This window comes from Apibacter sp. HY039 (genome assembly GCF_004023655.1).
Lineage (GTDB): Bacteria > Bacteroidota > Bacteroidia > Flavobacteriales > Weeksellaceae > Apibacter > Apibacter raozihei.
In genome coordinates, this window is record NZ_SAYM01000003.1 from 340,297 (window position 1) to 365,765 (window position 25,469).

Here is a 25,469-nt window from a genome sequence, read left to right on the forward strand (position 1 = left end):
AAGTTTATTTAACATTTTTTTAACAATGCATGAATTTTCCTTTGTCTACTGATAATTGGCGGTCTTTTATATGTGATTTCAAGTCTAAATAAATATTTTAACACTTTTTAATTTTTGCCAATTGTAATTTTGCCCAGCAAATGAAACAAAAAAACAATTTATGAAAAGAGTAACATTAGCAGTAGTCTTATTAATGTCTCTTTCTTTTACAGCAATGCAAATTAATGATACTGAAACAGATCATATTACCGAACATTCTAGGCATAATTTAGTAAAAGGAGATACTTTACAATTTGACTCTATTACAAATGATACTTTAACTAAAGAAATTATTAAAAGTATTGAAGAAGAAGCTGTAGAACTTTCTTTATCAGGGAGAGTTTCTTGGTATGGGGACAGATTTCATGGAAGAAAAACTTCCAGCGGTGAAAAATATGATATGAATGAATATACTGCCGCACATAAAACTTTACCTTTTGGTACTAAAGTTAAAATAAGAAATCCTAAAAACGGTAAAGAGGTAATTGTTAGAATTACAGATAGAGGACCTTTTGTTCCTAAAAGAGTTTTTGATTTAAGTAAAGCTGCTTTTGCTGAATTAACTAGTCTTAATGCTGGTGTGTTAAATGTAACTTATGAAGTTTTATAAAAATTAAAAGTAATATTATATGTAAAACTCCGGAAATTTCCGGAGTTTTTTCATATATATAATATTTAGATTCTTTATTTCAAATTAAATAACTTCTCCGTATAAATCAAAATCTTCAGCTCTAACAATTTTAACATTAACGAAACTACCTATCGATAAATAGGTAGATTCCGCAGGAACCAAAACTTCATTATCAACGTCAGGAGAATCATATTCAGTTCTTCCTATAAAATAATCCCCTTCTTTTCTATCAATTATACATTTGTAAGTATTTCCTATTTTTTCTTGATTTAATTCCCAGGAAATCTTGGATTGTATTTCCATAATTTCATTAACCCTTTCTTGCTTTTCTTCTTCAGAAACTGTATCATCTAATTTAAAAGCGGTTGTATTTTCTTCATGAGAATAAGTAAAACAACCAAGTCTGTCAAATCTTTGCTGTGCAACCCATTCTTTTAATTCCTCAAAATGCTCTCTGCTCTCTCCCGGATATCCGACTATTAAAGTAGTTCTAATGGCCATATCAGAAACTTTAGCTCTAAAATCATTGATGAGTCTATTCGTTTTTTCTTTCGTTGTCCCTCTTTTCATTGATTTTAATATATCGTCAGAAATATGTTGAAGGGGAATATCTAAGTAATTACAAATTTTAGGCTGTTCTTTCATGATATCAAGCACATCCTGAGGAAAACCTGTAGGAAAAGCATAGTGAAGTCTTATCCATTCTAATCCATCAATTTTCACCAATTCATTTAATAAATCAGCCAAAGCTCTTTTTTTATAAATATCTAACCCATAATAAGTTAAATCCTGAGCTATCAGTATCAGTTCACGGGTTCCGCCTTTAACCAACAATTTTGCTTCTTTTACCAGTTCTTCGATGGGTGTTGAAATATGTCCGCCCCGCATTAAGGGAATCGCACAAAAACTACAGGGTCTGTCGCATCCTTCTGAAATTTTCAGATAAGCAAAATGTCTAGGAGTGGTAACTAAACGTTCACCCACCAGCTCATGCTTATAATCAGCCCCTAGCGCTTTTAATAAAAGCGGTAAATCTCTGGTTCCAAAGTATTGATCTACGTTAGGAATTTCTTTTTCTAAATCCGGTTTATATCGTTCGGATAAACATCCGGTAACAAATACTTTATCAACTTTACCTTGTTCTTTTTGCTCAACGTAATCTAAAATAGTGGATATACTTTCTTCTTTTGCATTATCGATGAATCCGCAAGTATTAATTACTACGATGTCTCCTTTTTTTTCATGAACTACTTCTTTTCCATTAGCTTTAAGCTGACTCATCAGGACTTCTGAATCATATACATTTTTTGAACAACCTAATGTTATTACATTGATTTTCTTTTTTCCAACCGATTTAGTACGCATAAGTTACTTTTAAGTTTGCAAATGTAAGATGTCTTGAGAAGATATAAAAAATAAATGGTAGATAAAATACTAAACCAGGTCTAAAATTTTCTTAACCCAATTTTTAGTACTGTATTTTTGTAATATATCATCCGGTAAATCTTTGTAATCAGAATTTAGAAATTCATCGGGAATTACAATATTTTCAGGATCTATAAGTAAGATATTGTTAGAATCATAAAAATCATAATTGACAATATCTTTGTTTGTTGTTATCAACTTTTTGTGATAACCTAGAGATTCAAATACTCTGAATGTTAAACCAACTTGCTCAGGTCGCTGTATATCAATCATGATACTTGAAGTATCAATTTTTTCTAAAACAGTATCTCTGGAAACCATGCGGTTTAAATATTTAATTTTGGTACGAATATGCGGTCTGTAAAGATTAATTTGCCTTCTATTAACTACTAAAAATTCATATGAAAAATTTTTTTCGTCTAAAACAGAAGCTATTTTTTCCAAAATTGGAGTTCTATTATCTAATGATGAAATATTAAATGCTTTTCTAGTCTGATTAATCTTTTTTTCCTTTAATTCGTAAATATAGTTAGGAATAAATTCTAAATTATATTTTTTTGCATCGCTTTTATCATAAGTGTAAATTTTATCAAAATAATTAAAGGTGTTAGTAATCGCCGGCATTCTTTGTACTCCGTCATAATGATAAGCTATCATTTGATTACTTTTAGATTTACATAATGAAAGTGTTTCAGGAGATAACCATTCTGCATGTATGATTATAATTTTATCCTGTTTACCTATATGATTTAATTCATTTTTAATGAAATGATATAAGTGATATCTCTTGATATTAGACTTAAAAAATGTCTTATTAATTAAATTTTTAAACCTATCCCATAGGTTTGGATATTTATATCGATTTTCATATATGTCTATATGATAGGCATCAATACCTAACTCTTTCATTGCTGAAACGATATATTTATCGTACCCATAATAATCTAAAGAGATTAAGGTTACTTTCATTATTAATTAAAATTTACTAATTTTTATAAAGCACTAATAAAAAGCATTATTATAACAGTTGCAAATATAACATGTTTTAAAGATTTATTAAATAGTATAAAGATTTTTTGTATTTTTTTTAACTTATTAATTTATTTGCTTTTTTTGTTCCTTCATAAATATCATATTGAAAAAATCTACATTCCAGTTTACCATTAAATAACTTTATCTTTCTGGAAGGTCTTAAACCTACTTTTTTAAAAGCTTCCAAATCTGCTGTTATAAACCAGGAAAGTGTATTTTTATAATTACTTTTTAAAGTATCTCCTATTTTTTTATAAAATTCATTATCATCAATGGATATTCTTTCATCATAGGGTGGATTAAAAACTAATAAAACCGGGAAGAGTTCTTTTTTAGAATCGAAAAAATTCTGTTTTTTTATTTCTATAAATTCTGTTAAATCTGCAGCGTCAATATTAGTTTGAGCAGTTTGTATTGCTTTTTCAGAAATATCATACCCTACTATTTTCCCGGAAAATGGTTTGATACGATTGAGTCTGGTTTCTTTAATTTTATTAAATAATTCGAGATCAAAATTAGCCCAGTTCATAAATCCAAATTTAGTTCTATGTAACTGTGGGGGAATATTCATGGCTCTCATAGCTGCTTCTATTAGCAAAGTTCCTGAACCACACATAGGATCTAAATAATTACCTTTTCCATCCCAACCAGCTAATGATAATAATCCGGAAGCAAGAACCTCATTTATAGGAGCTTCAAAATTTGCTTTTCTGTAACCTCTTTTAAATAATGGATCTCCACTACTATCTAATGATACTGTTACCTGATCATTACTGATATGTAAATGAAACTTGATATCGGGATTTTTAGTGTCAACATCTGGTCTTTTTCCAAATTTTTTTCTAAAGCTGTCTACTATTGCATCTTTCATTTTTAATGAGGCATATTGCGAGTGCGTAAAATACTCTGAATATACCGTTGAATCTATTGCAAATGTCTGATTATTATACAAATATTTATCCCATTGAAATTTTTGAAGTTCTCTTTCAAATATTTTTTCATCTTTTGCTTGAAAAGAATAAATAGGTACTAATATTTTCAAAGCTGTTCTCAGAGAATAGTTAGCTTTATACAAAAATCCTAAATCTCCATAAAATTCTACTGCCCTGTTTTTACTTATTATTTTAGATGCACCTAATTCTTTTAGCTCCTGCACAAGGATATCTTCAAGTCCGAAAAAAGTTTTTGCCTGTATTATAAATGACTCCTGATTTAAATTCATTATTTAGTATTTCTGTAGCAAAAATAGGTAAAAGTGTTAAGATTATTACTAATAAAAAAAGGTTATCCAAGTTGGATAACCTTTTCGTCACAAAATTATGTTTATTTATTCTTTGATAAATTTTAATTTTGATATTTTTCCCTGATCATTTTTTACTTGAAGTATATAAACTCCAGATTTAAGGTTATGAACCGGAATTGCTTGTTGTTGGGTTACATTTTTTTGAATGGTTGTAATATTTCCGCTCATAGTATATAAAGTAATTTCTGAAGGAATATTTAACCCTTTTATATATAGGTTATTATCTTTTACATAAGGTTTCAAAGTTTCTTCAGTCTGAACCATCAGAGTTCTACTGTTCCAATCTATATCTCCCCAAATATCTTCTTCTAAAACTGTTAAAGGCAATCTATCCATATAATATCCTCCCTCTTTTCTTTCAATTACTTTAATTCCATTATCATTAACATAAGGCATGATGATATAATCTCCTCCCTGAACTGAATTGGGAATACTACAATTATATAATGAATTCTTTCGAGAAACAGTTATATCTGTATAAAAATCTCCATTGGAGTAAAATAATCCTATTTTAGTTTTTTCCTGATTACTGGTTGGCATTGAAACTTTAAAGTTTTTTTCCATTTCAGTCTGGAATAACTTATTTATAAAGCTAGCTCCGTTTTCTTGAATGTTTAATTGCATGTAACTGGTAGTTTCAAAATCCGCTGATGCTATGTGTCTTCCACTTGTTTTGTATTCAATTGTCAAGGGTAATCGATCTATCCATGGACTATTTACCTCCCTTTCAAGTATGATTTTTTCACTTTTATCGTCTTCAATATAAGGAACTAAGATAAAATCACTAACATTATCTGGCAATTGGCAAGTATACTGATATCCTTCTTTAGAAAGCACAGTTAACGAATCTCTATAAACTCCATTTTTAGGGTTGTATATTCCGAATTTCACACCTTTATTAGTTAAATCATCAGTTCTCAAATAAATTTTAACTTGTTCTTTTTCTTTAAATATGTATTTATTATCTTCTTTAATTATTCTAAGATGAGAAGTTATTTTTGGATATTTTTTCACAGGAACTGTACCATATTTCTGAATATAAAACCCTCTAATCCAACCTTTAGGTAGTTCAACATAACCACTTGGAATTTTATCCTCTAATGCTAATTTCTTTATATCAACGGAAGAAATATCAAAACCTGCAATTATATTTGAATTTTCATATTTTTTTAAATCACTTTCTTTTATATAAAGTTTATATCCTAATTCTTCATCTGGAATTCTCTTTGAAAGTCTTATATTAAGCTTATGATATAATGGAGTTCCAAATTCAACAATTTTATTTAGATTATCTATTGTTACAACATTATTCCAAGAATTCACTCTGAATTTAGCATGCTTATAAAGAGCATAAAAATCTCCTGCTTTTAATCCTTCCCAATCTCCGTTCATACGACCTCCACCAGGCATTAAATTGAATCCGTACACATTTTTATTAGGTTCAAACCAATATCCATTACTAAAATCACCACTTCCTATAAGATTAACTGCTGCCGGATTATCATTGGGTTTGGCTCCTAGATATTCTTTAATATCTGTATAGGATCCCGTACCACACATAGCAAATAATTGATTAAAATCACTCATATTCGGAAATCCCCATCCTGAAGATAGTTTGTTATTTTCATACATTTCACCATAAGGTAAATCATCTGGTCCATAATATCGTCCGTAATACCGATCGAAATCTTTTGCGGAAACATTATAAGGGACTCCCCATACATCCATGTGTTTATGAATTACCTCCTCAGATGCATATCCTACAGATCCTATTGGCTCATATAAATTATTATCTATCCAATAATATTCTCCAATTTTAACTCCATTGTAAATTGTCTTACTATCGCGAACCTGGTATTCTAATTTTAATACTTCGTTCTTCGTTAAATTTTGTCCTTTTACCTGCCACAGGCTGAATGACATTATTAAAAGTAAAAAATAGTTTTTCATATAGCTTATTTTTATTATTAGGATACAAATATACGTAATCTATCCCATAAATATTTATATATATAAATGTTATATATCATATTAGTATACAAAATAATTTTTTGCACAAAAAAAAGTCTGTGTAATCACAGACTCTTAAATAAAATAATATATATTTAAAATTATTTTTTATTTGTTTGCAACCAATTTAAAGAAAATTTACATTTTTTATATTGATCCTGAACAGTTATAAAAGTGGTTGGTATTTGATTTTCAACCCATTTCTCTACTATTTCATTTTCTTTGGTCTTTTGAGCAAAGTTTTTAATTCTATTATAATCTATATCCAAATTCATTTTATGAGGAGGTATAACGTCTGTAATTTTTAATAATTTAACTACTGTTCTATTATTATCTGTATCTTCAAATACTTCAGAAACATCCCCTTTAACTAATCCTGACAAATTATATAATATTTTAGTAGGTAACTTAATTTTCTCAAATCTATTATCTCCCGTCTGTTGATTAGACAATACTCCTCCATTATATTTTGTATATCTATCATTAGAGTACTTTAAAGCAGCTTCACTAAATGTTAGTTTACCAGCTTTTATATCTGATTTAATCTGTTCTAATTTCTTTGTAGCCTCTCTGATTTCATCTTTATCAGGAACTGCCATAAGCAAGATATGTCTTAGGTTAAGTACCTGCCCTTTTTTCTTTTCCAGATACACTATGTGATAACCATATTCTGTTTCAAACGGATCCGAAATCTGTCCTTCATCCAGACTAAAAGCTACAGCATCAAATTCTTTAACCATTTGTCCTCTTTTAACGTTGGTTATAAGTCCACCACTTTCTGCTGAACCCGGATCCTGAGAATATTTTTTAGCCATATCAGAAAAACTGGCACCTTCCTGTATCTGTTTCTTGATGCCTTTAAGCTGATCAATTAATTGCTGCTTATGCGTTTCTGATAATTCAGGATATAAAAAAATTTGTGCATATTCAATTTCTTCATTTAGGTTAGGAAATTCAGATTCATGTGAATTATAAAATTTCTTAAGATATTCGGGTGAAACATCCACATTTTTAGTAATACTCATCATTTTTCTCTGAGTATACATTTGATTTTTTATCATGGTTTCCAAAACATTTCTTAATTCTCCCATGGTTTTAAACTTGAAATTCTTTAAAACATTTTCATCGGATCCGAAATAATTCCTATAACCATCTAAACGAGAATCGGCTTCTCTGGAAACTTCATCTTTACCTACGGTTACCAATGTGTCTTGTTTCGCTTTATAAAGAATGATTTTTTCTTTCATCATGGTTTCAACAAAATTACATTTGTCTGAAACTATTTGCCCTTCTGAACGAGCATAATTTTCAGCATCATTAATGTCTGATTCTGTAATGATTTCATCACCGACTACTGCTACAATTCCGTCAATTTTCTTCTCCTGACCAAAAGTCAATAATGTGAACGAAAAAAACATGAGCGTTATAAATAATTTATTCATTTCTGTCTTTCTATTTCTATAATTTAATTTTTATTACTGTTCTTAATATATTGTTACCTGTTTATTTTGAGTATTTAGTCTCCAATTCTTTTTCTTGTGAAGGTACAATTTCAATTTTAGCTTTACTTTTCAATTTTTTTATTTCCTGATCTATTTTAAAATCAATGTATAAATCTATATAATTTGTTCTAAACTCTTCCAAATCCATAGGATCATTATTTTTAATATCTTTAATATTAATAACTAATTTTTTAGTTTTATAGTCTGTTGTGTAAACTTTTTTATCGAGTTTGGTATCATTAGGCAAATTCAAAGATTCTCTAGTTAATTTCCCTTGATTAATTATCAGCAAAGGTTCATTTTGATCGTTTACCTTATCTTTATACAATAATTTTATTTCTTCAACAGATTTTTTATCGTTTAGTAATTCTAAAACTTTATTTTTAACTTCATTATTTAAACAATAGTAAAAGTCACCATTGATTCTTTCTTTCCAAATAAACTGTTGCTGATTTTCTTTCAAATACTTTTTTTGACCTTCTGTATCATTTATAGCTTTATCTGTGATTATTGATATGGCTGCATTGATCAAGAGTTTATCATTCAATTTTTTCCATTCCTCTTTATATCTATCAAGTTCAAAATAAAAAAAATCGTAATATTGAACTAAATATGTATTTTCCCATGAATTAATATAAATATTAATTAAATTTTCTATTTCATTAATATTTTTATCAGTAATATTCTGTTTAAGTATCTTAAGCAAGTCTTGATTAGTATACAAATATTCACCATTTCCAATATTAACTAAAGTTTTTGTGTCTGAAAGAGTGAAATTTTTAAAATCATTATAATTTTTAGGTAAATTTTGTTTAAAAAGTTTAATTTCATCTTCATCTTCTTTAAAAGAAACTTTATTTTTTAATTCATTTATAAGATTCAAATTTAAATCTCCAACCATATTAGATTGTAACAATCTGTTGTATAGTCTTTTTCTGACTTTAGAATATTGATCATATTGAATTCTGTCTTTTACCACATAGACAGAATAACAACTATCTGTACGAATAGGCTTTAAAACTGCTGAACTATTATTTAAAACCTGATTGTATAAATCATCGTTATTAATAACTTTTAGTTTTATATCATGGAAAAGCAAAATTGAATCATTATTTTTCAGAATATTATCTACACTTTTATTATTTTTTAAATCATCGTATATTAAATCAGCAATATTTTTGCTAGAAGGTGAATTATTTTTTATTCTGTATTCCTTTAATTCTAATTCACCTAAATAATTTCTTTCTTCAGAAACTAAAATCAAGTAATTACCTTGATCTTGATTTACTTCATACACCTTGTTTAAAGGAGCTTTATAAATTTCATTAACCAAAGATTTATTTAATATAAAGAGGTCATAATATGCTGGAATTTTAAAATTAAGCAAAATTGAATACTTTTCAACGGCTTCACTAAATTTGGTTGTATTATTATTAATATTTTTTATTAAGTCCTGAACAAACTTTTTTCGGTTTTTTCCATGTGAGGATAAAAAATTGTCTTCAAAAAACAGAATTTGAATTTTCCTGTCTTTAATAATCTTTTGATAATAATCTTGTAGTAAAGGTTCAATTAAATCTTTTCTGTAATAAAGACTATCTTTCAATTTTTCGCCTTCTTTTATTAAAAGTCTTTCATACATTTCTGATTTATCTACTTTGTATGATAAAGCATATTGTTTAAGTAAATTAAAATCAATGTAATTATTAATGGTTTGCTGAACACCTATTAATTTTAAACTTTTTTGTTGTTGAATTTCAAAATCTTTTGTAAAAATAGTATCACTGTTGATTTTCATCAAAACAGCTTGAGAATACATTGAGATCCCATACAATAAAACAAAAATTGAAAAAAATATTTTTTTCATTTTATTATTATTTTTATACAAAAATAGAGAAACTCCTAAGACCTTGAAAATATTTTTTTGGCTTCATTGTATGACGATTCAAAACTTAACATATTAAACTTGAAATTAGTATTTTTATCCGCTAAAAATGTTAGTATTTTTTCGGTCGGGGGTAAGAAACCAAAATTGTTGCTGACTCGACCATCAGTACTTACCTCCAGGAATTTACACTTCAATGAATTCAAGAGCATGAATAATTCTTTAATTACCATGTCATTGTTTAGATAAAAATGTCCTCCTGAAGACAATCCAGGAAAATTTTTATCACAGAAATCAAAAACATTTTTTACTATATCTAAATCTAATAAAGAATTTTCATTACTAAATTTAACAGCGTAAATTTTGTTATTATACAGAACATCTATTTCTGTATCTATTTGATTTAAAATTATAAGCTCACCGTTTGAAAAATCAATATTTATTCTTACTACAATTTTTTCTTTTTGTAATGAATTTAAATTTTCAACTAAATAAATCAAATTCGAAGAAATTTCTATAAAATCAATATTATCAATATCTAAAGCTTTAAAAAAGTTTTTTTCATCCGAAACTCTTATATATATTTTAGTCTTGGCTTTATCTATTGAATTTATAAAACCATCTGTTTTTTTCAATAACATTGTATTATTTAAATCAAACAATCCTAAATCAATAGCAAAAAAACCTATTTCTGATAATCGGTTTATATAATTTATTAAAATTTTATCAGAGAGTTTTGCTGAATTACGATTAAATACATCTCCAATATTTTCAATTAATTTCATTGCTAAAATTTATTCAAAAGATTTTAAGTAATTATAAACTAAATGTGTAGGAAATCCCATAATGGTAAAGTATGAACCTTCTATTTTTTCAATTTTTGATAAACCTATCCAATCCTGTATACCATAAGAGCCAGCTTTGTCCATTGGATTAAAGTTATTAACATAATAATTAATTTCTTTTTGATCAAGCTTTAAAAAATGCACCTTAGCAGAGTCAGTAAAAACTTTGTAGTTATCTTTAGTACTAAATCCAACAGAGGTAAAAACTTCATGAGAATGACCTGATAGACTTTTCAACATATTTTCGGCCTCTAATGAATTATTAGGTTTTTCTAATGCTTTATTGTTGTACCATACAATGGTATCAGCTGTAATCAGTATTGTCTTTTCCGGAATTTCCCCATAACTCTTTGACTTATTATATGCTAAATATTCGGTTATTTCTCCGGCTTTCAAATTTCCAGGATAAGATTCATCTATATTTAAACTAATGGTATCAAATTCATATCCAAGACCTTTTAATAATTCCTTTCTTCTCGGAGATTGAGACGCTAATACAATTTGATAATCCATAGGTTGTTATATAATTTGCTAAATTATAAAGACTATTTAATTTTGCAAAAAATCAGATTAAATATTATTAATAAAAAAAGCCTTAAAAAAAGGCTTTTTCTATCTATTAAAATTATTTGAATTAAGGAATAAAATTAAATTTTCCTTCAAACATTTTTCCTATAACAGGTAAAGGTTTTTCTTCTCCTTTATTGGCATTTAATATCCCTATAATCATCAATACTAAAAAAACAAGTGATAGTATTCCTAATATGGAAAAAACATTAGAGATTTGCATTAAAATACTAGTCAGTACATTGTAAACAACTGCAACTATCATTAGACCAAATGATTGTCTTAAATGATAGGAAACAAGTGAATCTTTAGGCTGTCCTTTGTATGTAAAAAAAGAAACAAGCCATCCAATAAGTGTAATATACGACACAAGTGCTAAAGTCTTATTATTCATAATTTAAAAATTTAATAATTATTTTCTATCTTTTTGCTAAAATACATTATATTTCTTAATTATGATCTTTTGAATAACAGAAAGTATAAATTTTTATGAAATTTATTTCTATACCTATTAAATAGTGAATTATTTAGCTTGTCTATAAGTTAATATATGTAACTTAGATTACAATAATCAATATTCAAATAAAAAAACCTTGCAATTTTATTGCAAGGTTTTTTTATTTAAAAGTACTTTTTTATAAATCTATTGCTTCTCCGTATGCATCTTCAGTAGCACCTTTAAAAGCTTCAGATAGAGTTGGGTGTGGATGAACCGTTGTCAAAATTTCATGAGCGGTAGATTCCAGTCTTCTTACAGCAACTGCTTCTGCAATCATATCTGTAACTCCATTTCCCACCATATGACATCCTAAAAGTTCACCATATTTAGCATCATAAATTACTTTGATAAATCCTTCTGTATCTCCGTTAGCTGTTGCTTTACCAGAAGCTACAAGAGGAAACTTTCCAACTTTCAGTTCATATCCGGCATCTTTTGCTTTTTGTTCAGTCATTCCAACAGAAGCTATTTCCGGAGAACAGTAAGTACAACCTGGAATATTACCATAATCAATTGGTTCTACTTCTAAACCTTTAATTTTCTCAACACATAAAACACCTTCTGCAGATGCTACGTGAGCTAAGGCTGGTCCAGGAATAACATCCCCTATTGCGTAATATCCCGGTACGTTCGTTTTATAATAATCATCTACAAGAATACGTCCCTTGTCAGTAGCGATTCCAACTTCTTCTAATCCTAAATTTTCAATATTAGCAGCAATTCCTACTGCTGATAGAACAACATCAGCTTCTAATGTAACTTCACCAGCGGCAGTTTTTACATATGCCTTAACACCTTCACCATGAGTCTCTATTTTTTCGACTGATGAATTTGTCATAACTTCTATACCTTGTTTTTTGAGTGATTTTTCAAGATATTTAGATACTTCATTATCTTCTACAGGTACTATATTAGGTAAAAATTCTACAACGGTTACTTTTGTACCCATAGTTGCGTAAAAATATGCGAATTCAATTCCGATTGCTCCTGAACCTACAACTATCATAGATTTTGGCTGTGCAGGAAGAGTTAATGCTTCTCTATATCCTATAACACGAACCCCATCTTGAGGAAGATTAGGTAGAACCCGAGATCTGGCACCGGTTGAAATTATAATATGTGAAGCAGAATATTCAGAAACTTTTCCTTCACTATCAGTAACTTCAATTTTTTTACCAGATTTTACTTTAGCATTTCCCTGAATAACATCAATTTTATTCTTTTTCATGAGAAAGCCTACTCCCTTATTCATCTTATCAGCTACTCCCCGACTTCTTTTAACAATGTTGGAAAAATCAAAAGAGGCTTCAGTTTTATTCAAACCAAACTCTTCTGCATGTTTAATATATTCATAAACGTGAGCACTTTTAAGAAGCGCTTTTGTAGGGATACACCCCCAATTTAAACAAATTCCTCCAAGATTCTCACGTTCTACAACAGCTGTTTTAAACCCTAATTGTGATGCTCTGATAGCTGCCACATATCCTCCAGGTCCGCTGCCGATAACTACAATATCATAATTCATTATCTCAAGTATTTTTAAGGACAAAAATACATTATTTTTATAAATTGTTTATTATAAATTCAAAGTAAAAAAATATTGTCTTATTTTTGTTACTAATTTTATCATACCAAAATGGATCAAAAAAAATATTATCAGGAAGATAGTACTTCCAACGAATTTAATTTAACTCCTAAACAGGAAAACAAAAAAGTTGTCAGCGGAATACTTGCTATATTACTTGGAGCATTAGGCATTCATAAGTTTTATCTAGGTTACACTAAAGAAGGGCTTATCATGTTACTTGTATCTGTACTTTCATGTGGTATTGCCTCAGGTGTAATGGGAATTATTGGTTTAATAGAAGGTATTATTTATTTAACTAAATCCGATGAAGAATTTTACGACACTTATCAGCTAAATCATAAAGGATGGTTCTAAAAAATAAATTAAAAAAACTAAAAAAACAGATTACTTTTAATCTGTTTTTTTAGTTCAAGTAAACTTATAAAATACTTTTTATATGCTTAATGTTGCTTTCTATTGTATCAGCAACTTCTCTAATATTTCCTCCCAACATCATTTTAGCCATAGAAGTAGCCATACCTTTAATTTGAGTCCATTCGATTTTTGGTGGTAATGCTAATGAATTAGGATTTGTCATAATATTAACCAGTACAGGTCCCTGAGTTGAAAATGATTCTAAAATAGCTGATTCAACCTCTTCAGGTTTATGTACATTTATCCCTTTAAAACCCATTGCCTGAGCTATAAGGCCAAAATCAGGATTCACCATATCTGTTTCGTTATCCGGAATACCATCTACTTCCATTTCTAATTTAACCATACCTAATGATCGGTTGTTAAAAACAAAAAGTTTTATCGGCAACTGATATTGATGTATAGTCGCTAAATCTCCTAATAACATAGAAATTCCACCATCTCCGCAAAATGCTATAACTTGCTTAGATGGACATGTTAGTGCGGCTCCTATAGCCATCGGCATAGCATTAGCCATAGTTCCATGACTGAATGATCCTAACATTTTTCTTTCTCCTGTTGCATGAATATAACGAGCCCCCCAAACACAACACATCCCCGTATCAACTGTAAATATAGCATCTTTATCAGCCAGACGATTTATTTCAGAAGCAACGTATTCTGGATGGATTAAATCTTCCTTACCTGGATCTTTTACATATACATTCAATCCGCTTTTTACTTCTTCATATTTTTTCAATTGTTTTTGTAAAAACGAATCTTCTGTTTTAGTATTTATTAATGGTAGTAATACATGTAATGTATCCTCAACTTTTCCACATAGACCTAAATCTATTTTGGCTCTTCTTCCTAATCTTTCCGGTCTTTCTTCAATCTGAATGATTTTTTTATTAACAGGCATAAAATTAGCATATGGAAAATCTGTTCCTAACAACAAAACGACATCGGCTTCATGCATACTTTGAAATGCTGAAGGTAGCCCCAATAATCCTGTCATTCCAACCTCATAAGGATTATTATATTGTATTCCCATTTTCCCCCTGAAAGAATATCCTACTGGAGATTTTAATTTTTCAGCTAGCTGCAATAGAAGACTATGTCCTTTGGACGCTCCTATCCCACAATAAATTGTAACCTTATCATTATCATTTAAAATATTTGCTAATTCATGTAATTCATCTTCAGAAGGATGAAGAACAGGACTGGTTTTAAATGTTTTAATTGAGCTTACTATATCTACCGCCGGTTTAGATTCTAAATCTCCCGGTAAACCAAAAACAGCTACTCCTTTTCTTGAAATTGCATGCTGTAATGCTGCCTGTAACATTCTGGGAGCCTGTTCCTGCGTTGTTGCTATTCTATTATAAATACTACAATCATCAAAAAGTTTTATTGTATTGGTTTCCTGAAAATATTCTGTACCAAATTCTTGGGTTGCACATGTAGATGCTATTGCAATAACCGGAACATTCCCTCTATTTGCTTCATATAAACCATTGATCAAATGAACATGTCCCGGCCCTGAACTACCGGCACAGCAGGCAATTCCATCCAATTCAGCTTCTGCTGCTGCTGCGAAAGCGCCTACTTCTTCATTTCTAACATGAATCCACTTAATATTCCCATTTCTTTTTATTGCTGCATTAAATTCATTCAAACTATCTCCTGTTACAGCGTATACTCTTTTTACACCTGCCTCTACTAACATTTCGACCAACTGGTCTGCTACTTTTTTTGCCATGCTAATTATTTTTAGATCTACAGTTCAAATTTTATTCCATACGTTTAAAAAAACAGATAAATAAACAACAAAAAAAGCCCTGCGTTTAACAGGGCTTTCAATTATTTTATTTTAATTAAATTTCATTGCTGAATTGTTGCAACATTCTTATGTCATTTTCTGTAAACATTCTTATATCTCCAATTTGATACATAAGCATTACAATTCTTTCAATTCCCATACCAAATGCAAAACCACTATATTTTTCCGGATCTATATTAACATTTTTTAAAACATTAGGATCAACCATTCCACATCCTAAAATCTCTAACCATCCGGTACCTTTAGTTATTCGGTAATCTGTTTCTGTTTCCAATCCCCAATAAACATCTACCTCAGCACTGGGTTCAGTAAATGGAAAATAAGAAGGTCTCATCCTAATTTCGGATTTCCCGAACAGTTCAGTTGTAAAGTATTGCAATGTTTGTTTTAGATCGGCAAAAGAAACATTCGTATCAATATATAATCCTTCAATCTGGTGAAACATACAGTGCGAACGTGAAGAAATATCTTCATTTCGATAAACTCTTCCGGGAGAAAGAATACGAATTGGAGGTTCATTCTCTTCCATGTATCTGATTTGTACCGAAGAGGTGTGAGTTCTTAAAACTGTATCTGGATTTTTTTCAATAAAGAATGTATCCTGCATATCTCTTGCAGGGTGATATTCTGACATATTTAGAGCTGTAAAATTATGCCAGTCATCTTCTATTTCGGGTCCGTCTGCTACAGTAAAACCAATTTTTTTAAAAATATTTATAATTTTATTTTTAACTATGTTAATCGGATGTCTGCTACCTAAGTTTAAAGGTATTCCGGGTCTGGATAAATCTAATTGAATGTCTGTATTTTTTTGGCCAGCTGTCAATTCTTTAAGAGATTCGATTTTTTGTGTAACCAGTTGTTTTAAATCGTTTACCTGTTTACCAAATTCTTTTTTTTCGTCGTTAGGAACTTCTTTAAATTTTAAAAAAAGATCATTAAGAATCCCTTTTTTTCCTAAATATTTTATTCTAAATTGTTCAACCTCTTCTGGTTTTGCCGAAACAAAACTTTCAACTTCCTTCAAATAATTTTTGATATTTTCGATCATTTTATATTCTTTACTTTCTATTGAATAAATGCTACTCTATTATTATGATGCAAAAATAAGAAAAGAAAAATATATTAATTAACATTTTTATTTTCTTATTAAAAAGTTTTGATTAGTACTTTTTATAATTTACATTAAATCTATAAAATAAAAAAACCTCCAATATTAGAGGTTTAAGGTTTTTTAAAAGGTTTTAAATTAAATAAACATGCTATATAAAATATATTATACAAAGTTTATAAGAAATAGTTTATTATTTTCGGTTTCTATTGTATTTTCAAATATCATACCACAAAAAAATTTATCCTTATATTTCTTACTCCTTTAAAGAAAAAAGCATCGTGTGTATAAGCTAAGCTGTTAGATTGAGAACACTTCATTATAATATTTTTATTAAAGGAACCTTTGCAAAATATTTAGTAAATCAAATGATTACTCTTCTATTTATAGTGTCATTTAATTTTACTAATTTTGAGTTTTATTAGATATACTCTGTATCATGCTAAAAAAAATAATGGCCGTATGCCTAATATTAACTTTAATAAATTGTAAAACATTGGAAATAGACAAACAAACGTACGATAGTCTTGAAAACGGACTTTACGCAAACATTAAAACAAATAAGGGAGATATGCTGGTAAAATTCTATGATAAAGAATCTCCAGTGACAGTTGCTAATTTTATAGGTTTAGCTGAAGGTAAAATTCCAAACGATGCTAAAAAAGCAGGTGTTCCTTTTTATGATGGAATTATATTCCACCGTGTAATTAAAGACTTTATGATTCAAACAGGTGATCCTCAAGGTACTGGAATGGGAGGCCCCGGATATAGATTTGAGGATGAAAAAAACGATTTAAAGCATAGTGGAACAGGAATTTTGTCCATGGCTAATTCAGGACCTAATACTAATGGCAGCCAATTTTTTATCACAGAAGTTCCGACTCCATGGTTAGATGGACGTCATACAATCTTCGGTACTGTTATTAAAGGTTTGGAAGTTGTCAACACAATTGCGAATTCAAAAACGGGTGCTCAAGATAAACCTGTTGAAACAATATCAATGGAAAAAGTATCCATTATTACTAAAGGTGATGAATATAAAAATTATGATGCTGCCCATTTTTTTGCTGAAAACAAAGATTTAATTTCTGAAAGAAATAAAAAGTGGCAGGAGGAGAAAGATAAACTTGCTACAACTAAACTTGAAGAACTTAAATCAGGTATGACGCAAACTCCATCAGGTTTATTTTATAAAATAACAGAAAATGGAAATGGTTCGCAAGCTAAAGCAGGGGATACAGTATCTGTTCATTATGAAGGATCTTTAACCAATGGAAATGTATTTGATTCATCTTTTGCCCGTAATGAACCTATTGAGTTTCCTTTAGGTAAAGGAATGGTTATTCAGGGTTGGGAAGAAGGAATTGCTTTATTAAAGGAAGGTGACAAAGCTGAATTTTTAATTCCTCCAGCTTTAGGCTATGGGGCACAGGGTGCCGGTGGAGGAGTAATACCTCCTAATGCATGGTTACTCTTTAAAGTTGAATTAGTTAAAACAAAATAGTTTTACTGAACATAAAAAAGGGGATATAGACATATATCCCCTTTTTATTTTACGATTATTGTTTAATAAATATAATTAATTAAACAATAATCATTTTTTATTGAAAATATTATTATAAGTTTTTCATGATTTTTATCATAAAAATTTAGCTAAATATAAAATAAAGAGATTATATTTGCATGAAATTCCTACTACATTGATAGGAATTACCTATATAAAATTAGTAACTTAAGTATGAAGAGAAATTTATTATCTGTAAAAACTGCCGGAATCATTCTATTTAGTTCAATAAGCAGTTTAATATCAGCTCAAACTATTATTAAAGGTAAAGTTCAGGATGAGAAACAATCAGGTATAGCTGAGGTTCGTATATCCGTATCGGGAATAGATAACTTAGATACGTATACTGACGAAAATGGAGAGTATAATTTAACACTTCCTAAAGGTAATTATACTTTAACTGCTATAACAGTTGACAATGATGAAACTTCGCAAAAAATCATCGTTGATAATGAGCCTTCTAAAAATGTTAATTTTATAATTAATACTCATCAAATAGATAATATTATTGTAATAGGAACCAGATCCAAGCCCAGAACTTTATTAGATTCTCCTACTCCTGTTGATATAATAGACATAAAAAAGGTTGCAGATAATGGTGCACAGGTTAACGTTAATCAAATATTGAACTATGTTGCTCCATCATTTACCTCTACTCCACAGTCATTAGGTGGAGGAACAGATATGACCGACCCCGCTTCATTGAGAGGGCTAGGTCCCGATCAGGTGCTAGTATTGGTAAATGGCAAAAGAAGATACAATTCTGCATTATTAAATGTAAACGGAACTTTCGGTAAAGGAACCGTGGGAACCGATTTAAATTCCATTCCTGTATCTGCAATAGAAAGAATTGAAATACTCAGGGATGCAGCAGCTGCACAATATGGAAGTGATGCCGTAGCCGGAGTTATAAATATTGTATTAAAAAAATCAATAAATAAACTCAGTGCTAGTGTAACAGCCGGACAATACCTAAGTAAAAATGATGCACAAGGAAAAACATCCCATGACGGTGAAAATATTCAGGTAGGTCTAAATTATGGTATCCCTCTGGGAAACGATGGAGGATATATTAATTTTTCCGCTTCTTATGATCAAAGAAATCCTACGGATAGAGGAGGAATATATAACGGAAGTATTTACAAAGATTATTCAAGTGGTACTGCCATAGACAAAACTGATGAATTTTTAGAATCAACCAATACAAATAGAAGAGATTACAGCTTAATTGTTGGACAATCCAAAGCCTTAAACGGTCAATTATCCTATAATGCTTCCCTTCCATTAAATACAAATACAGAAATTTATTCGTTTGGTATTTTCGGGTACAGAAACAGTATTGCTTCTCTATTCTATCGATATCCCAATTCAGTTAACAATGTTGAGGAAATATACCCAACTGGATTCAGGCCTCAGGCTGAAGCAAGTATATATGATAAGTCTGCTGCAATAGGAATAAAAGGACTTGTTGCATCGTGGAATGTTGAGTTAAGTAATACCTTTGGACAAAACACATTTAACAATAAAACCATTCATTCATTAAATGCCTCGATGGGAAGTAATTCTCCGACCAGTTTTCAGGGAGGAAAATTACAATTTACTCAAAATGTCGTTAACCTGGATGTTTCGAAAAAATTTGATTGGCTTTCCGACGTTAATATTGCCTGGGGAGGAGAATACAGATATGAAAGATACCAAATTATTGCAGGAGAAGAAACATCTTATGCTAATTATGCATTAGGTCGTGAAGTGGTTAATCCAGATGGATCTGTTTCTGTAATTCCGGATATAAATGGAACAATTCCTATTAAATTCGGTCCTGACGGAAAAACTCCTTTGCCTGGAGGCGCACAAGGTAATGCCGGTTTTTCTCCCCAAAATGAAACTGATGCTAATAGAAATTCCCTAGCCGGATATGCAGATGTAGAAATTAATTTTTCTCCTTCATTTTTGATTGATCTTGCAGGGAGATATGAGTATTTTAATGATTTTGGTTCCACTGTAAATGGAAAACTAGCATTTAGATATAAAATTTCGGATCAAATAACATTCAGAGGATCCGGAAGTACCGGATTCAGAGCTCCTTCTCTGCAACAAAAAAATTATTCCAGTACCAGTTCATTATATATAAATGGTAACATGTATGAAGTGGGAACGTTTACTAATGATAGTAAAGTCGCTAAACTTCTGGGAATTCCAAGCCTGAAACCTGAAAAATCAAGGAGTGTAAGTGCCGGACTAACTGCGAAAGCTGGTAGGTTCAATTTTAGTTTAGATGGATATTTTACACGTGTAAATGATCGAATCATATATACCGATTTATTTGGTGGAGATCCAAACGGAACGGAAACAGATAAAGAAATTTATGAAATCTTGCAAAAAGCGGGGGCTCAAAAAGCTCGTTTCTTTGCCAATGCTATTAATACAGAAACTAAAGGTTTAGATGCTGTTATATCGTATCATTCTTCGTTAGGTAAAGGAAAATTATCCGTTGATTTAGCCGGTACCATATCTTATACTCAACAAGTGGGTACTATTAATACATCTGAATTGTTGAAAGGTAAAGAGGATATTTATTTTAGTAACGCCAGTAAAGTTTATATTGAAAATGTAATACCTAATCAAAAGTTTAATGTTTCAGTGACTTATTCAATTACAAAATGGAATTTCTTTGTTAGAAATAATTATTTCGGAGGTGTCACTGAACCATCATCTACTCTGGCTTTTCAGCAGTATTATAATCCAAGATGGGTCACTGATGCATCAGCCAGTTATCAAATAAATAAAGCAATTAAATTAACAGTCGGAGCAAATAATATATTTAATACTTATCCTGAAAAAGTAGACATTGCGGCTAACAGCAATAGTGGTCAGTTCGTATATTCCAGATATGTAAGTCAGTTTGGCTTTAACGGACGTTATATCTTTACCCGTTTAAATTTTGATTTTTAAATTATTAAACCTATGAAATATATTTTTTTAACACTAGTATCTTTATTGGGAATTTTCCTGTCTGGACAAACCAACGACCAATTATTAAATCCTAAAGAATTTGCAGAAAAATTCAATGATCCTAATATTGTAATTTTAGATGTCAGAACTCCTAAAGAATTTGTTACCGGTCATATTGAAAATGCTATTGACGTTGATTACAGGAATGAAGATTTTAAGGAACAGATTAAAAAGCTTGATCCGGATAAAACCTATCTTGTTTATTGTCGTACCGGAATACGTAGTGCTTCAGCAATAGATTCTTTAAAATCACTGGGATTTAAAAATTTATATGATTTGAAAGGAGGTATAACAGCTTGGAACCAACTAAGTATGCCAACTACAGGAGGACAGCCAGATAAAATATCTTCCGAAGAATACAACAAAATAATTTCATCAGATGCAATTGTCCTTATAGATTTTTATGCGCCTTGGTGTGGTCCTTGTTTAAAAATGGAGCCTATGTTTAAAAGACTTTCCGAACAATATAAAGACCGTCTGACTATTGTAAAAATTAATGCCGATGAAAACAAAGTTTTAGCTAAACCTTATATTGAGAGAGGCTTTCCATTACTTATTGCTTATAAAGATAAGTCCATACAATGGGAACGTGCAGGATTACTGGATGAAGCAGAACTTATAAATTTAATTAATGAATTAATACACTAAACCATGAAAAAAAATATTTTAGTTGTTTTTACACTTTTTATAATGGCCGTATCTGGAGTATACAGTTTTGCTTGTACTACGGCTGTTATCTCTGGAAAAGCAACTCCGGATGGAAGACCATTACTATACAAAAATAGAGATACTCCCTCTTTACATAGCCGTTTAATTTATTCCGATAAGGGAAAATATACTTTTATAGGAATGGTTAACCCTAATGATATTGAAAATAAGCAGGTTCTTAATGGTCACAATAGTGCCGGATTTGCGATAATGAATTCCGATAGTTACAATATTAACTCTGTTGAGTTAAAAGAAGATGACAGACAAGACGGCGAAATAATGAGACTTGCTCTTGAAACTTGTGCTACGTTAAAAGATTTTGAAAATCTGCTTAATTCTCTTCCTAAACCATTAAAATTAAGTTCTAATTTTGGTGTTATTGATGCAAACGGAGGAGCTGCTTATTACGAAACCGGAATTAATGGTTTTGTGAAATTTGATGCCAATAATCCTCAGACTGCTCCTTTCGGATATATTATTCGCACCAATTATTCATTTTCCGGTGATGTTTCCAAAGGAAAAGGATATAGCAGATATCTGCAGGCTCAAGAATTGATATACAATGGTTCTCTTTCAAATTCTTTAACTCCTAAGTACTTTATGCAGAATATTTCACGCAGCCTTGTACATGGACTTACTAAGACTGATTTAAATCAATATAAAGAAACGTATGCTGCATTCAGGGATTTTATTCCAAGATATTATACTGCTTCAAGCGTAATTTTTCAGGGAGTAAAGCCTGGAGAGTCTCCTTCCCTTACCACGGCTTGGACGGTTCTGGGTTCAACCTTAGGGTCAGTAACTATCCCAATCTGGATAAACGGAAAAAAATCTTTTCCAAAAATACTGACCGCTGACTCTAAACAAAATACACCTATGGACCAGTGGGCAACTCAAATCAAAAATAAACTTTTTCCTATTGAACGAGGAGAAGGAAATGATTATATTCAAGTTCCTTTGCTACTTTCAGTAACACCTCAGTTAATTTCTATTGAAAATTCAATTTTTGATAAATCATCAGAAATATTAACTCAATGGTATGAAAAAGGTAAACCCAACGAACAGGCACTTCAGGAGTTTTATTCTTGGATAGATTCCTATGTCACGCTGGAATATAAAAACAGATTTTTAAAAAATTAGTTTTGTAGATTATAAATGAAAAAATCCGGTCTAATGACCGGATTTTTTCATTTTGCTTTCTATTAATTTATAACCATGTTTCTGTAAGTTTCCATTCCATAAAAAAACAGTAAATTTGCGTTTATTGATTATGAAAAATACACCTTTACATTACGGAATCTCACTTGCAATTCTAACTTTAGCCTTGTTTTTTGCTGTCTACTTTTTCTTTTCGGGCTTTAACTATTATTTAATAAGTCTGAGGGTAAATGTATTTGTTTTACCTTCTATATATGTATTATTTACTGTTGTATTATTATATAAACGTACCTCAAAATACAGATTATCATTTAAAGAATGTTTCAAAATTTCATTTACTACTCTTTTTATTGGAGGCACTTTATCTTTACTTTTAATAATATTATTTTTGAATTATGCAGATCCGGATGCACAGATTTTATTACAACATCAAAGAATAGAACAAAACTTAAATAATCTTCATAGTGACTATAATTCTTTAAAAGAACCAACAAAAGAAGAAACAGCCTTGTATAAAGAGCTGGTAAAAAGTTTATCTTCTGACACTACAAAAAATGAACTTTTATTTAATTTTAAAAATTCTTTTGCTATTTTAGGCGTTATATATTTATTTTACCTAACAATATCCTTATTTTTGTCAATATTTTTTAGACTAAGAAATCCAAATGCAATTATCCATAGTAATACCCCTGCTCAACGAAGCTGAATCTCTTGATGAGCTCTTTACAAGAATACGTAAAGTATGTGAAAAAGAAAATTATACTTACGAAGTTGTTTTTGTTGACGACGGAAGTACGGATAGTTCCTGGGAAGTTATTTCCAAATTAAATCAGGAATATCCACAAGTCAAAGGAATCCGGTTCGCCCGCAACTATGGAAAATCGCAAGCTCTTAATGCAGCATTTAAATGTGTACAGGGAGAAGTAGTAGTAACCATGGATGCTGATTTACAAGATTTTCCAGAAGAAATTCCCGGATTAAAAAAGATGATTCTTGAAGATCATTTTGATTTAGTTTCCGGCTGGAAGAAAAAGCGTTACGATAACGTATTAACAAAAAACCTTCCTTCCAAATTATTTAATTGGGCTGCTCAGTCTACTTCCGGAGTAAAACTGCACGATTTTAATTGTGGGCTCAAAGCTTATAAAAATAGCGTTGTTAAGGCTATTGATGTCTACGGAGATATGCATAGATATATTCCTGTGCTTGCAAAAAACGAAGGTTTTTCTAAAATAGGAGAAAGAGAAGTTCCTCATCAAGCCCGGTTATATGGCAAATCAAAATTTGGAGCTAATCGTTTTGTAAGAGGATTTTTAGATCTTATTACTATTTGGTTCATGTCCAGATTTGGTTCCAGACCGATGCATTTTTTTGGTTTTATAGGTACGCTGATGTTTATCATCGGTTTTATATCTTCTGCCTGGATGGGTGTAAACAAACTGGTTAAAGTATGGAATAATATTCCTGCCCGTTTAATTACTTCCGATCCTTTATTTTATATTGCCTTAACCATGATGGTTTTAGGTGTACTGTTGTTCATTGCCGGTTTTTTAGGTGAACTTATAGTCCAGTTAAAGAGAGGTAAAAAAGAAGATTATACAATTTCTAATTATTTAAATTTATAATAATGAAAAAATATTTATTGAATTTTACAATTATTTCCGCTCTGTTTTTAGTATTATCTTCATGCAGTTTTTCAGTAAAAGGAGAAGGTAAAGTTACTACAAAGGAAATTAAGTTGAACAATATTTCACAATTGAAAGCTGAAGGAAACTATCGCGTAATCTATTTATATGATAATAAAAATCCGCGAATGGTTATTGAAACTTATAAAAATCTGATTGAAAATCTTAAAATCAATAATGCCGGAGGGCAGTTAAGTCTTTCAGAATCCAGAAAAGTTAAAGATACGGATCTTTATAACATTTATATTTATAATCCCGAAATTGAACGATTTGATTTACATAATTCTGTAAACGTAGATATAAATTCTCAGTTAAGAGTTTCCAAATTAAATTTAACTCTTTCTGAAACTTCCAAATTTTTAGGAAATAATATAATTACAGATGAATTAGTTGTAAAAGCGTCCAATACTTCTAAAATAAGTTTACAAGGCACAGCTAATAAAATTATTCTTACAGGAAAAGACCAAAGTGATTTTTCTGCTCCATATCTTGAAATTTCTGACGCTCAAATACTACTTTATAATGTAGCGACTGCTGAAATTAATGTTAAAAACAAACTTACAGGAACTATATCTGACAATTCACAACTTACTTTACTGGGAAATCCAGCTAAAGATTTAAAAGAAAAAGATTTAGCTCAAATAAAGAAAAAGCAATAACAAAAATTAC

General features: G+C 29.9%; 21 protein-coding genes. 9 read left to right on the forward strand and 12 right to left on the reverse strand.

The features are described from left to right. The first annotated feature begins 160 nt into the window (after positions 1–160). On the forward strand, positions 161–649 hold the full coding sequence (locus EQ921_RS08870) for a septal ring lytic transglycosylase RlpA family protein (RefSeq protein WP_255424463.1): 489 nt from the start codon (positions 161–163) through the stop codon (positions 647–649). 84 nt (positions 650–733) lie between these two features. Here the strand turns inward: EQ921_RS08870 and rimO are convergent, their stop codons facing one another. The 10 genes from rimO to lpdA all read right to left on the reverse strand — a co-directional run bounded on the left by rimO (position 734) and on the right by lpdA (position 13,263). After that, positions 734–2,035, reverse strand: a complete 1,302-nt coding sequence (gene rimO / locus EQ921_RS08875) for a 30S ribosomal protein S12 methylthiotransferase RimO (protein WP_128331384.1) — start codon at positions 2,033–2,035, stop codon at positions 734–736. 69 nt (positions 2,036–2,104) lie between these two features. Further along, the gene (locus EQ921_RS08880) at positions 2,105–3,064 is read right to left on the reverse strand and encodes a hypothetical protein (protein WP_128331385.1); all 960 of its coding nucleotides are present in this window, start codon (positions 3,062–3,064) and stop codon (positions 2,105–2,107) included. 118 nt (positions 3,065–3,182) lie between these two features. Next, a complete protein-coding gene (locus EQ921_RS08885) occupies positions 3,183–4,349 on the reverse strand; it encodes a class I SAM-dependent RNA methyltransferase (RefSeq protein ID WP_128152580.1) in 1,167 nt (388 codons plus the stop codon). Positions 4,350–4,454: 105 nt separating this feature from the next. Beyond that, positions 4,455–6,380 carry a T9SS type A sorting domain-containing protein gene (locus EQ921_RS08890; RefSeq protein ID WP_128331386.1) on the reverse strand — a complete coding sequence of 642 codons (1,926 nt, stop codon included), beginning with the start codon at positions 6,378–6,380 and terminating at the stop codon, positions 4,455–4,457. 161 nt (positions 6,381–6,541) lie between these two features. Continuing rightward, positions 6,542–7,882: a peptidylprolyl isomerase gene (locus tag EQ921_RS08895; RefSeq protein ID WP_128331387.1), complete on the reverse strand. Its 1,341-nt coding sequence runs from the start codon at positions 7,880–7,882 to the stop codon at positions 6,542–6,544. Positions 7,883–7,943: 61 nt separating this feature from the next. Further along, on the reverse strand, positions 7,944–9,809 hold the full coding sequence (locus EQ921_RS08900; RefSeq protein ID WP_128331388.1) for a hypothetical protein: 1,866 nt from the start codon (positions 9,807–9,809) through the stop codon (positions 7,944–7,946). Between the two features lie 35 nt (positions 9,810–9,844). Beyond that, entirely contained in the window at positions 9,845–10,612 is a 768-nt protein-coding gene (locus tag EQ921_RS08905) for a hypothetical protein (protein ID WP_128331389.1), read from the reverse strand. 9 nt (positions 10,613–10,621) lie between these two features. Next, entirely contained in the window at positions 10,622–11,185 is a 564-nt protein-coding gene (locus EQ921_RS08910) for a Maf family nucleotide pyrophosphatase (RefSeq protein WP_128331390.1), read from the reverse strand. 121 nt (positions 11,186–11,306) lie between these two features. Further along, positions 11,307–11,633: a DUF4870 domain-containing protein gene (locus EQ921_RS08915; protein ID WP_128152574.1), complete on the reverse strand. Its 327-nt coding sequence runs from the start codon at positions 11,631–11,633 to the stop codon at positions 11,307–11,309. A gap of 241 nt (positions 11,634–11,874) precedes the next feature. Next, entirely contained in the window at positions 11,875–13,263 is a 1,389-nt protein-coding gene (gene lpdA / locus EQ921_RS08920) for a dihydrolipoyl dehydrogenase (protein WP_128331391.1), read from the reverse strand. A gap of 111 nt (positions 13,264–13,374) precedes the next feature. Here lpdA and EQ921_RS08925 point away from each other — a divergent pair, with 111 nt between their 5' ends. Further along, on the forward strand, positions 13,375–13,680 hold the full coding sequence (locus tag EQ921_RS08925; RefSeq protein ID WP_128331392.1) for a TM2 domain-containing protein: 306 nt from the start codon (positions 13,375–13,377) through the stop codon (positions 13,678–13,680). A 64-nt stretch (positions 13,681–13,744) separates the two neighbouring features. Here EQ921_RS08925 and EQ921_RS08930 read toward each other — a convergent pair whose 3' ends face one another. Both EQ921_RS08930 and pheS read right to left on the reverse strand, forming a co-directional pair. Next, positions 13,745–15,481: a thiamine pyrophosphate-dependent enzyme gene (locus EQ921_RS08930; protein ID WP_128331393.1), complete on the reverse strand. Its 1,737-nt coding sequence runs from the start codon at positions 15,479–15,481 to the stop codon at positions 13,745–13,747. Between the two features lie 115 nt (positions 15,482–15,596). Next, the gene (pheS, locus tag EQ921_RS08935) at positions 15,597–16,613 is read right to left on the reverse strand and encodes a phenylalanine--tRNA ligase subunit alpha (protein WP_128152570.1); all 1,017 of its coding nucleotides are present in this window, start codon (positions 16,611–16,613) and stop codon (positions 15,597–15,599) included. Positions 16,614–17,112: 499 nt separating this feature from the next. Between pheS and EQ921_RS08940 the strand changes: the two genes are divergently transcribed. The 7 genes from EQ921_RS08940 (at position 17,113) to EQ921_RS08970 (ending at position 25,459) form a co-directional block, all read left to right on the forward strand. Beyond that, the gene (locus EQ921_RS08940) at positions 17,113–18,177 is read left to right on the forward strand and encodes a peptidylprolyl isomerase (protein ID WP_128331394.1); all 1,065 of its coding nucleotides are present in this window, start codon (positions 17,113–17,115) and stop codon (positions 18,175–18,177) included. A 234-nt stretch (positions 18,178–18,411) separates the two neighbouring features. Further along, positions 18,412–21,189 (forward strand): TonB-dependent receptor, encoded by a 2,778-nt coding sequence (locus tag EQ921_RS08945; RefSeq protein ID WP_128331395.1) that lies wholly within the window; start codon positions 18,412–18,414, stop codon positions 21,187–21,189. A gap of 12 nt (positions 21,190–21,201) precedes the next feature. Then, positions 21,202–21,897, forward strand: a complete 696-nt coding sequence (locus EQ921_RS08950; RefSeq protein WP_128331396.1) for a rhodanese-like domain-containing protein — start codon at positions 21,202–21,204, stop codon at positions 21,895–21,897. A 3-nt stretch (positions 21,898–21,900) separates the two neighbouring features. Further along, positions 21,901–23,097 (forward strand): carcinine hydrolase/isopenicillin-N N-acyltransferase family protein, encoded by a 1,197-nt coding sequence (locus EQ921_RS08955; RefSeq protein ID WP_128331397.1) that lies wholly within the window; start codon positions 21,901–21,903, stop codon positions 23,095–23,097. Between the two features lie 130 nt (positions 23,098–23,227). Next, positions 23,228–23,821 carry a DUF4199 family protein gene (locus tag EQ921_RS08960; RefSeq protein ID WP_128152565.1) on the forward strand — a complete coding sequence of 198 codons (594 nt, stop codon included), beginning with the start codon at positions 23,228–23,230 and terminating at the stop codon, positions 23,819–23,821. Further along, entirely contained in the window at positions 23,781–24,740 is a 960-nt protein-coding gene (locus tag EQ921_RS08965) for a glycosyltransferase family 2 protein (RefSeq protein ID WP_128331398.1), read from the forward strand. The genes EQ921_RS08960 and EQ921_RS08965 overlap by 41 nt, the downstream gene beginning before the upstream one ends. A gap of 2 nt (positions 24,741–24,742) precedes the next feature. Then, positions 24,743–25,459 carry a GIN domain-containing protein gene (locus tag EQ921_RS08970; protein ID WP_128152563.1) on the forward strand — a complete coding sequence of 239 codons (717 nt, stop codon included), beginning with the start codon at positions 24,743–24,745 and terminating at the stop codon, positions 25,457–25,459. The last annotated feature ends 10 nt before the right edge of the window (positions 25,460–25,469 follow it).

Bases quoted from the DNA above. Each gene is read 5' to 3' on its own strand.
- EQ921_RS08870 (WP_255424463.1), top strand. From the start codon at position 161: ATGAAAAGAGTAACATTAGCAGTAGTCTTATTAATGTCTCTTTCTTTT.
- rimO (WP_128331384.1), bottom strand. From the start codon at position 2,035: ATGCGTACTAAATCGGTTGGAAAAAAGAAAATCAATGTAATAACATTA.
- EQ921_RS08880 (WP_128331385.1), bottom strand. From the start codon at position 3,064: ATGAAAGTAACCTTAATCTCTTTAGATTATTATGGGTACGATAAATAT.
- EQ921_RS08885 (WP_128152580.1), bottom strand. From the start codon at position 4,349: ATGAATTTAAATCAGGAGTCATTTATAATACAGGCAAAAACTTTTTTC.
- EQ921_RS08890 (WP_128331386.1), bottom strand. From the start codon at position 6,380: ATGAAAAACTATTTTTTACTTTTAATAATGTCATTCAGCCTGTGGCAG.
- EQ921_RS08895 (WP_128331387.1), bottom strand. From the start codon at position 7,882: ATGAATAAATTATTTATAACGCTCATGTTTTTTTCGTTCACATTATTG.
- EQ921_RS08900 (WP_128331388.1), bottom strand. From the start codon at position 9,809: ATGAAAAAAATATTTTTTTCAATTTTTGTTTTATTGTATGGGATCTCA.
- EQ921_RS08905 (WP_128331389.1), bottom strand. From the start codon at position 10,612: ATGAAATTAATTGAAAATATTGGAGATGTATTTAATCGTAATTCAGCA.
- EQ921_RS08910 (WP_128331390.1), bottom strand. From the start codon at position 11,185: ATGGATTATCAAATTGTATTAGCGTCTCAATCTCCGAGAAGAAAGGAA.
- EQ921_RS08915 (WP_128152574.1), bottom strand. From the start codon at position 11,633: ATGAATAATAAGACTTTAGCACTTGTGTCGTATATTACACTTATTGGA.
- lpdA (WP_128331391.1), bottom strand. From the start codon at position 13,263: ATGAATTATGATATTGTAGTTATCGGCAGCGGACCTGGAGGATATGTG.
- EQ921_RS08925 (WP_128331392.1), top strand. From the start codon at position 13,375: ATGGATCAAAAAAAATATTATCAGGAAGATAGTACTTCCAACGAATTT.
- EQ921_RS08930 (WP_128331393.1), bottom strand. From the start codon at position 15,481: ATGGCAAAAAAAGTAGCAGACCAGTTGGTCGAAATGTTAGTAGAGGCA.
- pheS (WP_128152570.1), bottom strand. From the start codon at position 16,613: ATGATCGAAAATATCAAAAATTATTTGAAGGAAGTTGAAAGTTTTGTT.
- EQ921_RS08940 (WP_128331394.1), top strand. From the start codon at position 17,113: ATGCTAAAAAAAATAATGGCCGTATGCCTAATATTAACTTTAATAAAT.
- EQ921_RS08945 (WP_128331395.1), top strand. From the start codon at position 18,412: ATGAAGAGAAATTTATTATCTGTAAAAACTGCCGGAATCATTCTATTT.
- EQ921_RS08950 (WP_128331396.1), top strand. From the start codon at position 21,202: ATGAAATATATTTTTTTAACACTAGTATCTTTATTGGGAATTTTCCTG.
- EQ921_RS08955 (WP_128331397.1), top strand. From the start codon at position 21,901: ATGAAAAAAAATATTTTAGTTGTTTTTACACTTTTTATAATGGCCGTA.
- EQ921_RS08960 (WP_128152565.1), top strand. From the start codon at position 23,228: ATGAAAAATACACCTTTACATTACGGAATCTCACTTGCAATTCTAACT.
- EQ921_RS08965 (WP_128331398.1), top strand. From the start codon at position 23,781: ATGCAATTATCCATAGTAATACCCCTGCTCAACGAAGCTGAATCTCTT.
- EQ921_RS08970 (WP_128152563.1), top strand. From the start codon at position 24,743: ATGAAAAAATATTTATTGAATTTTACAATTATTTCCGCTCTGTTTTTA.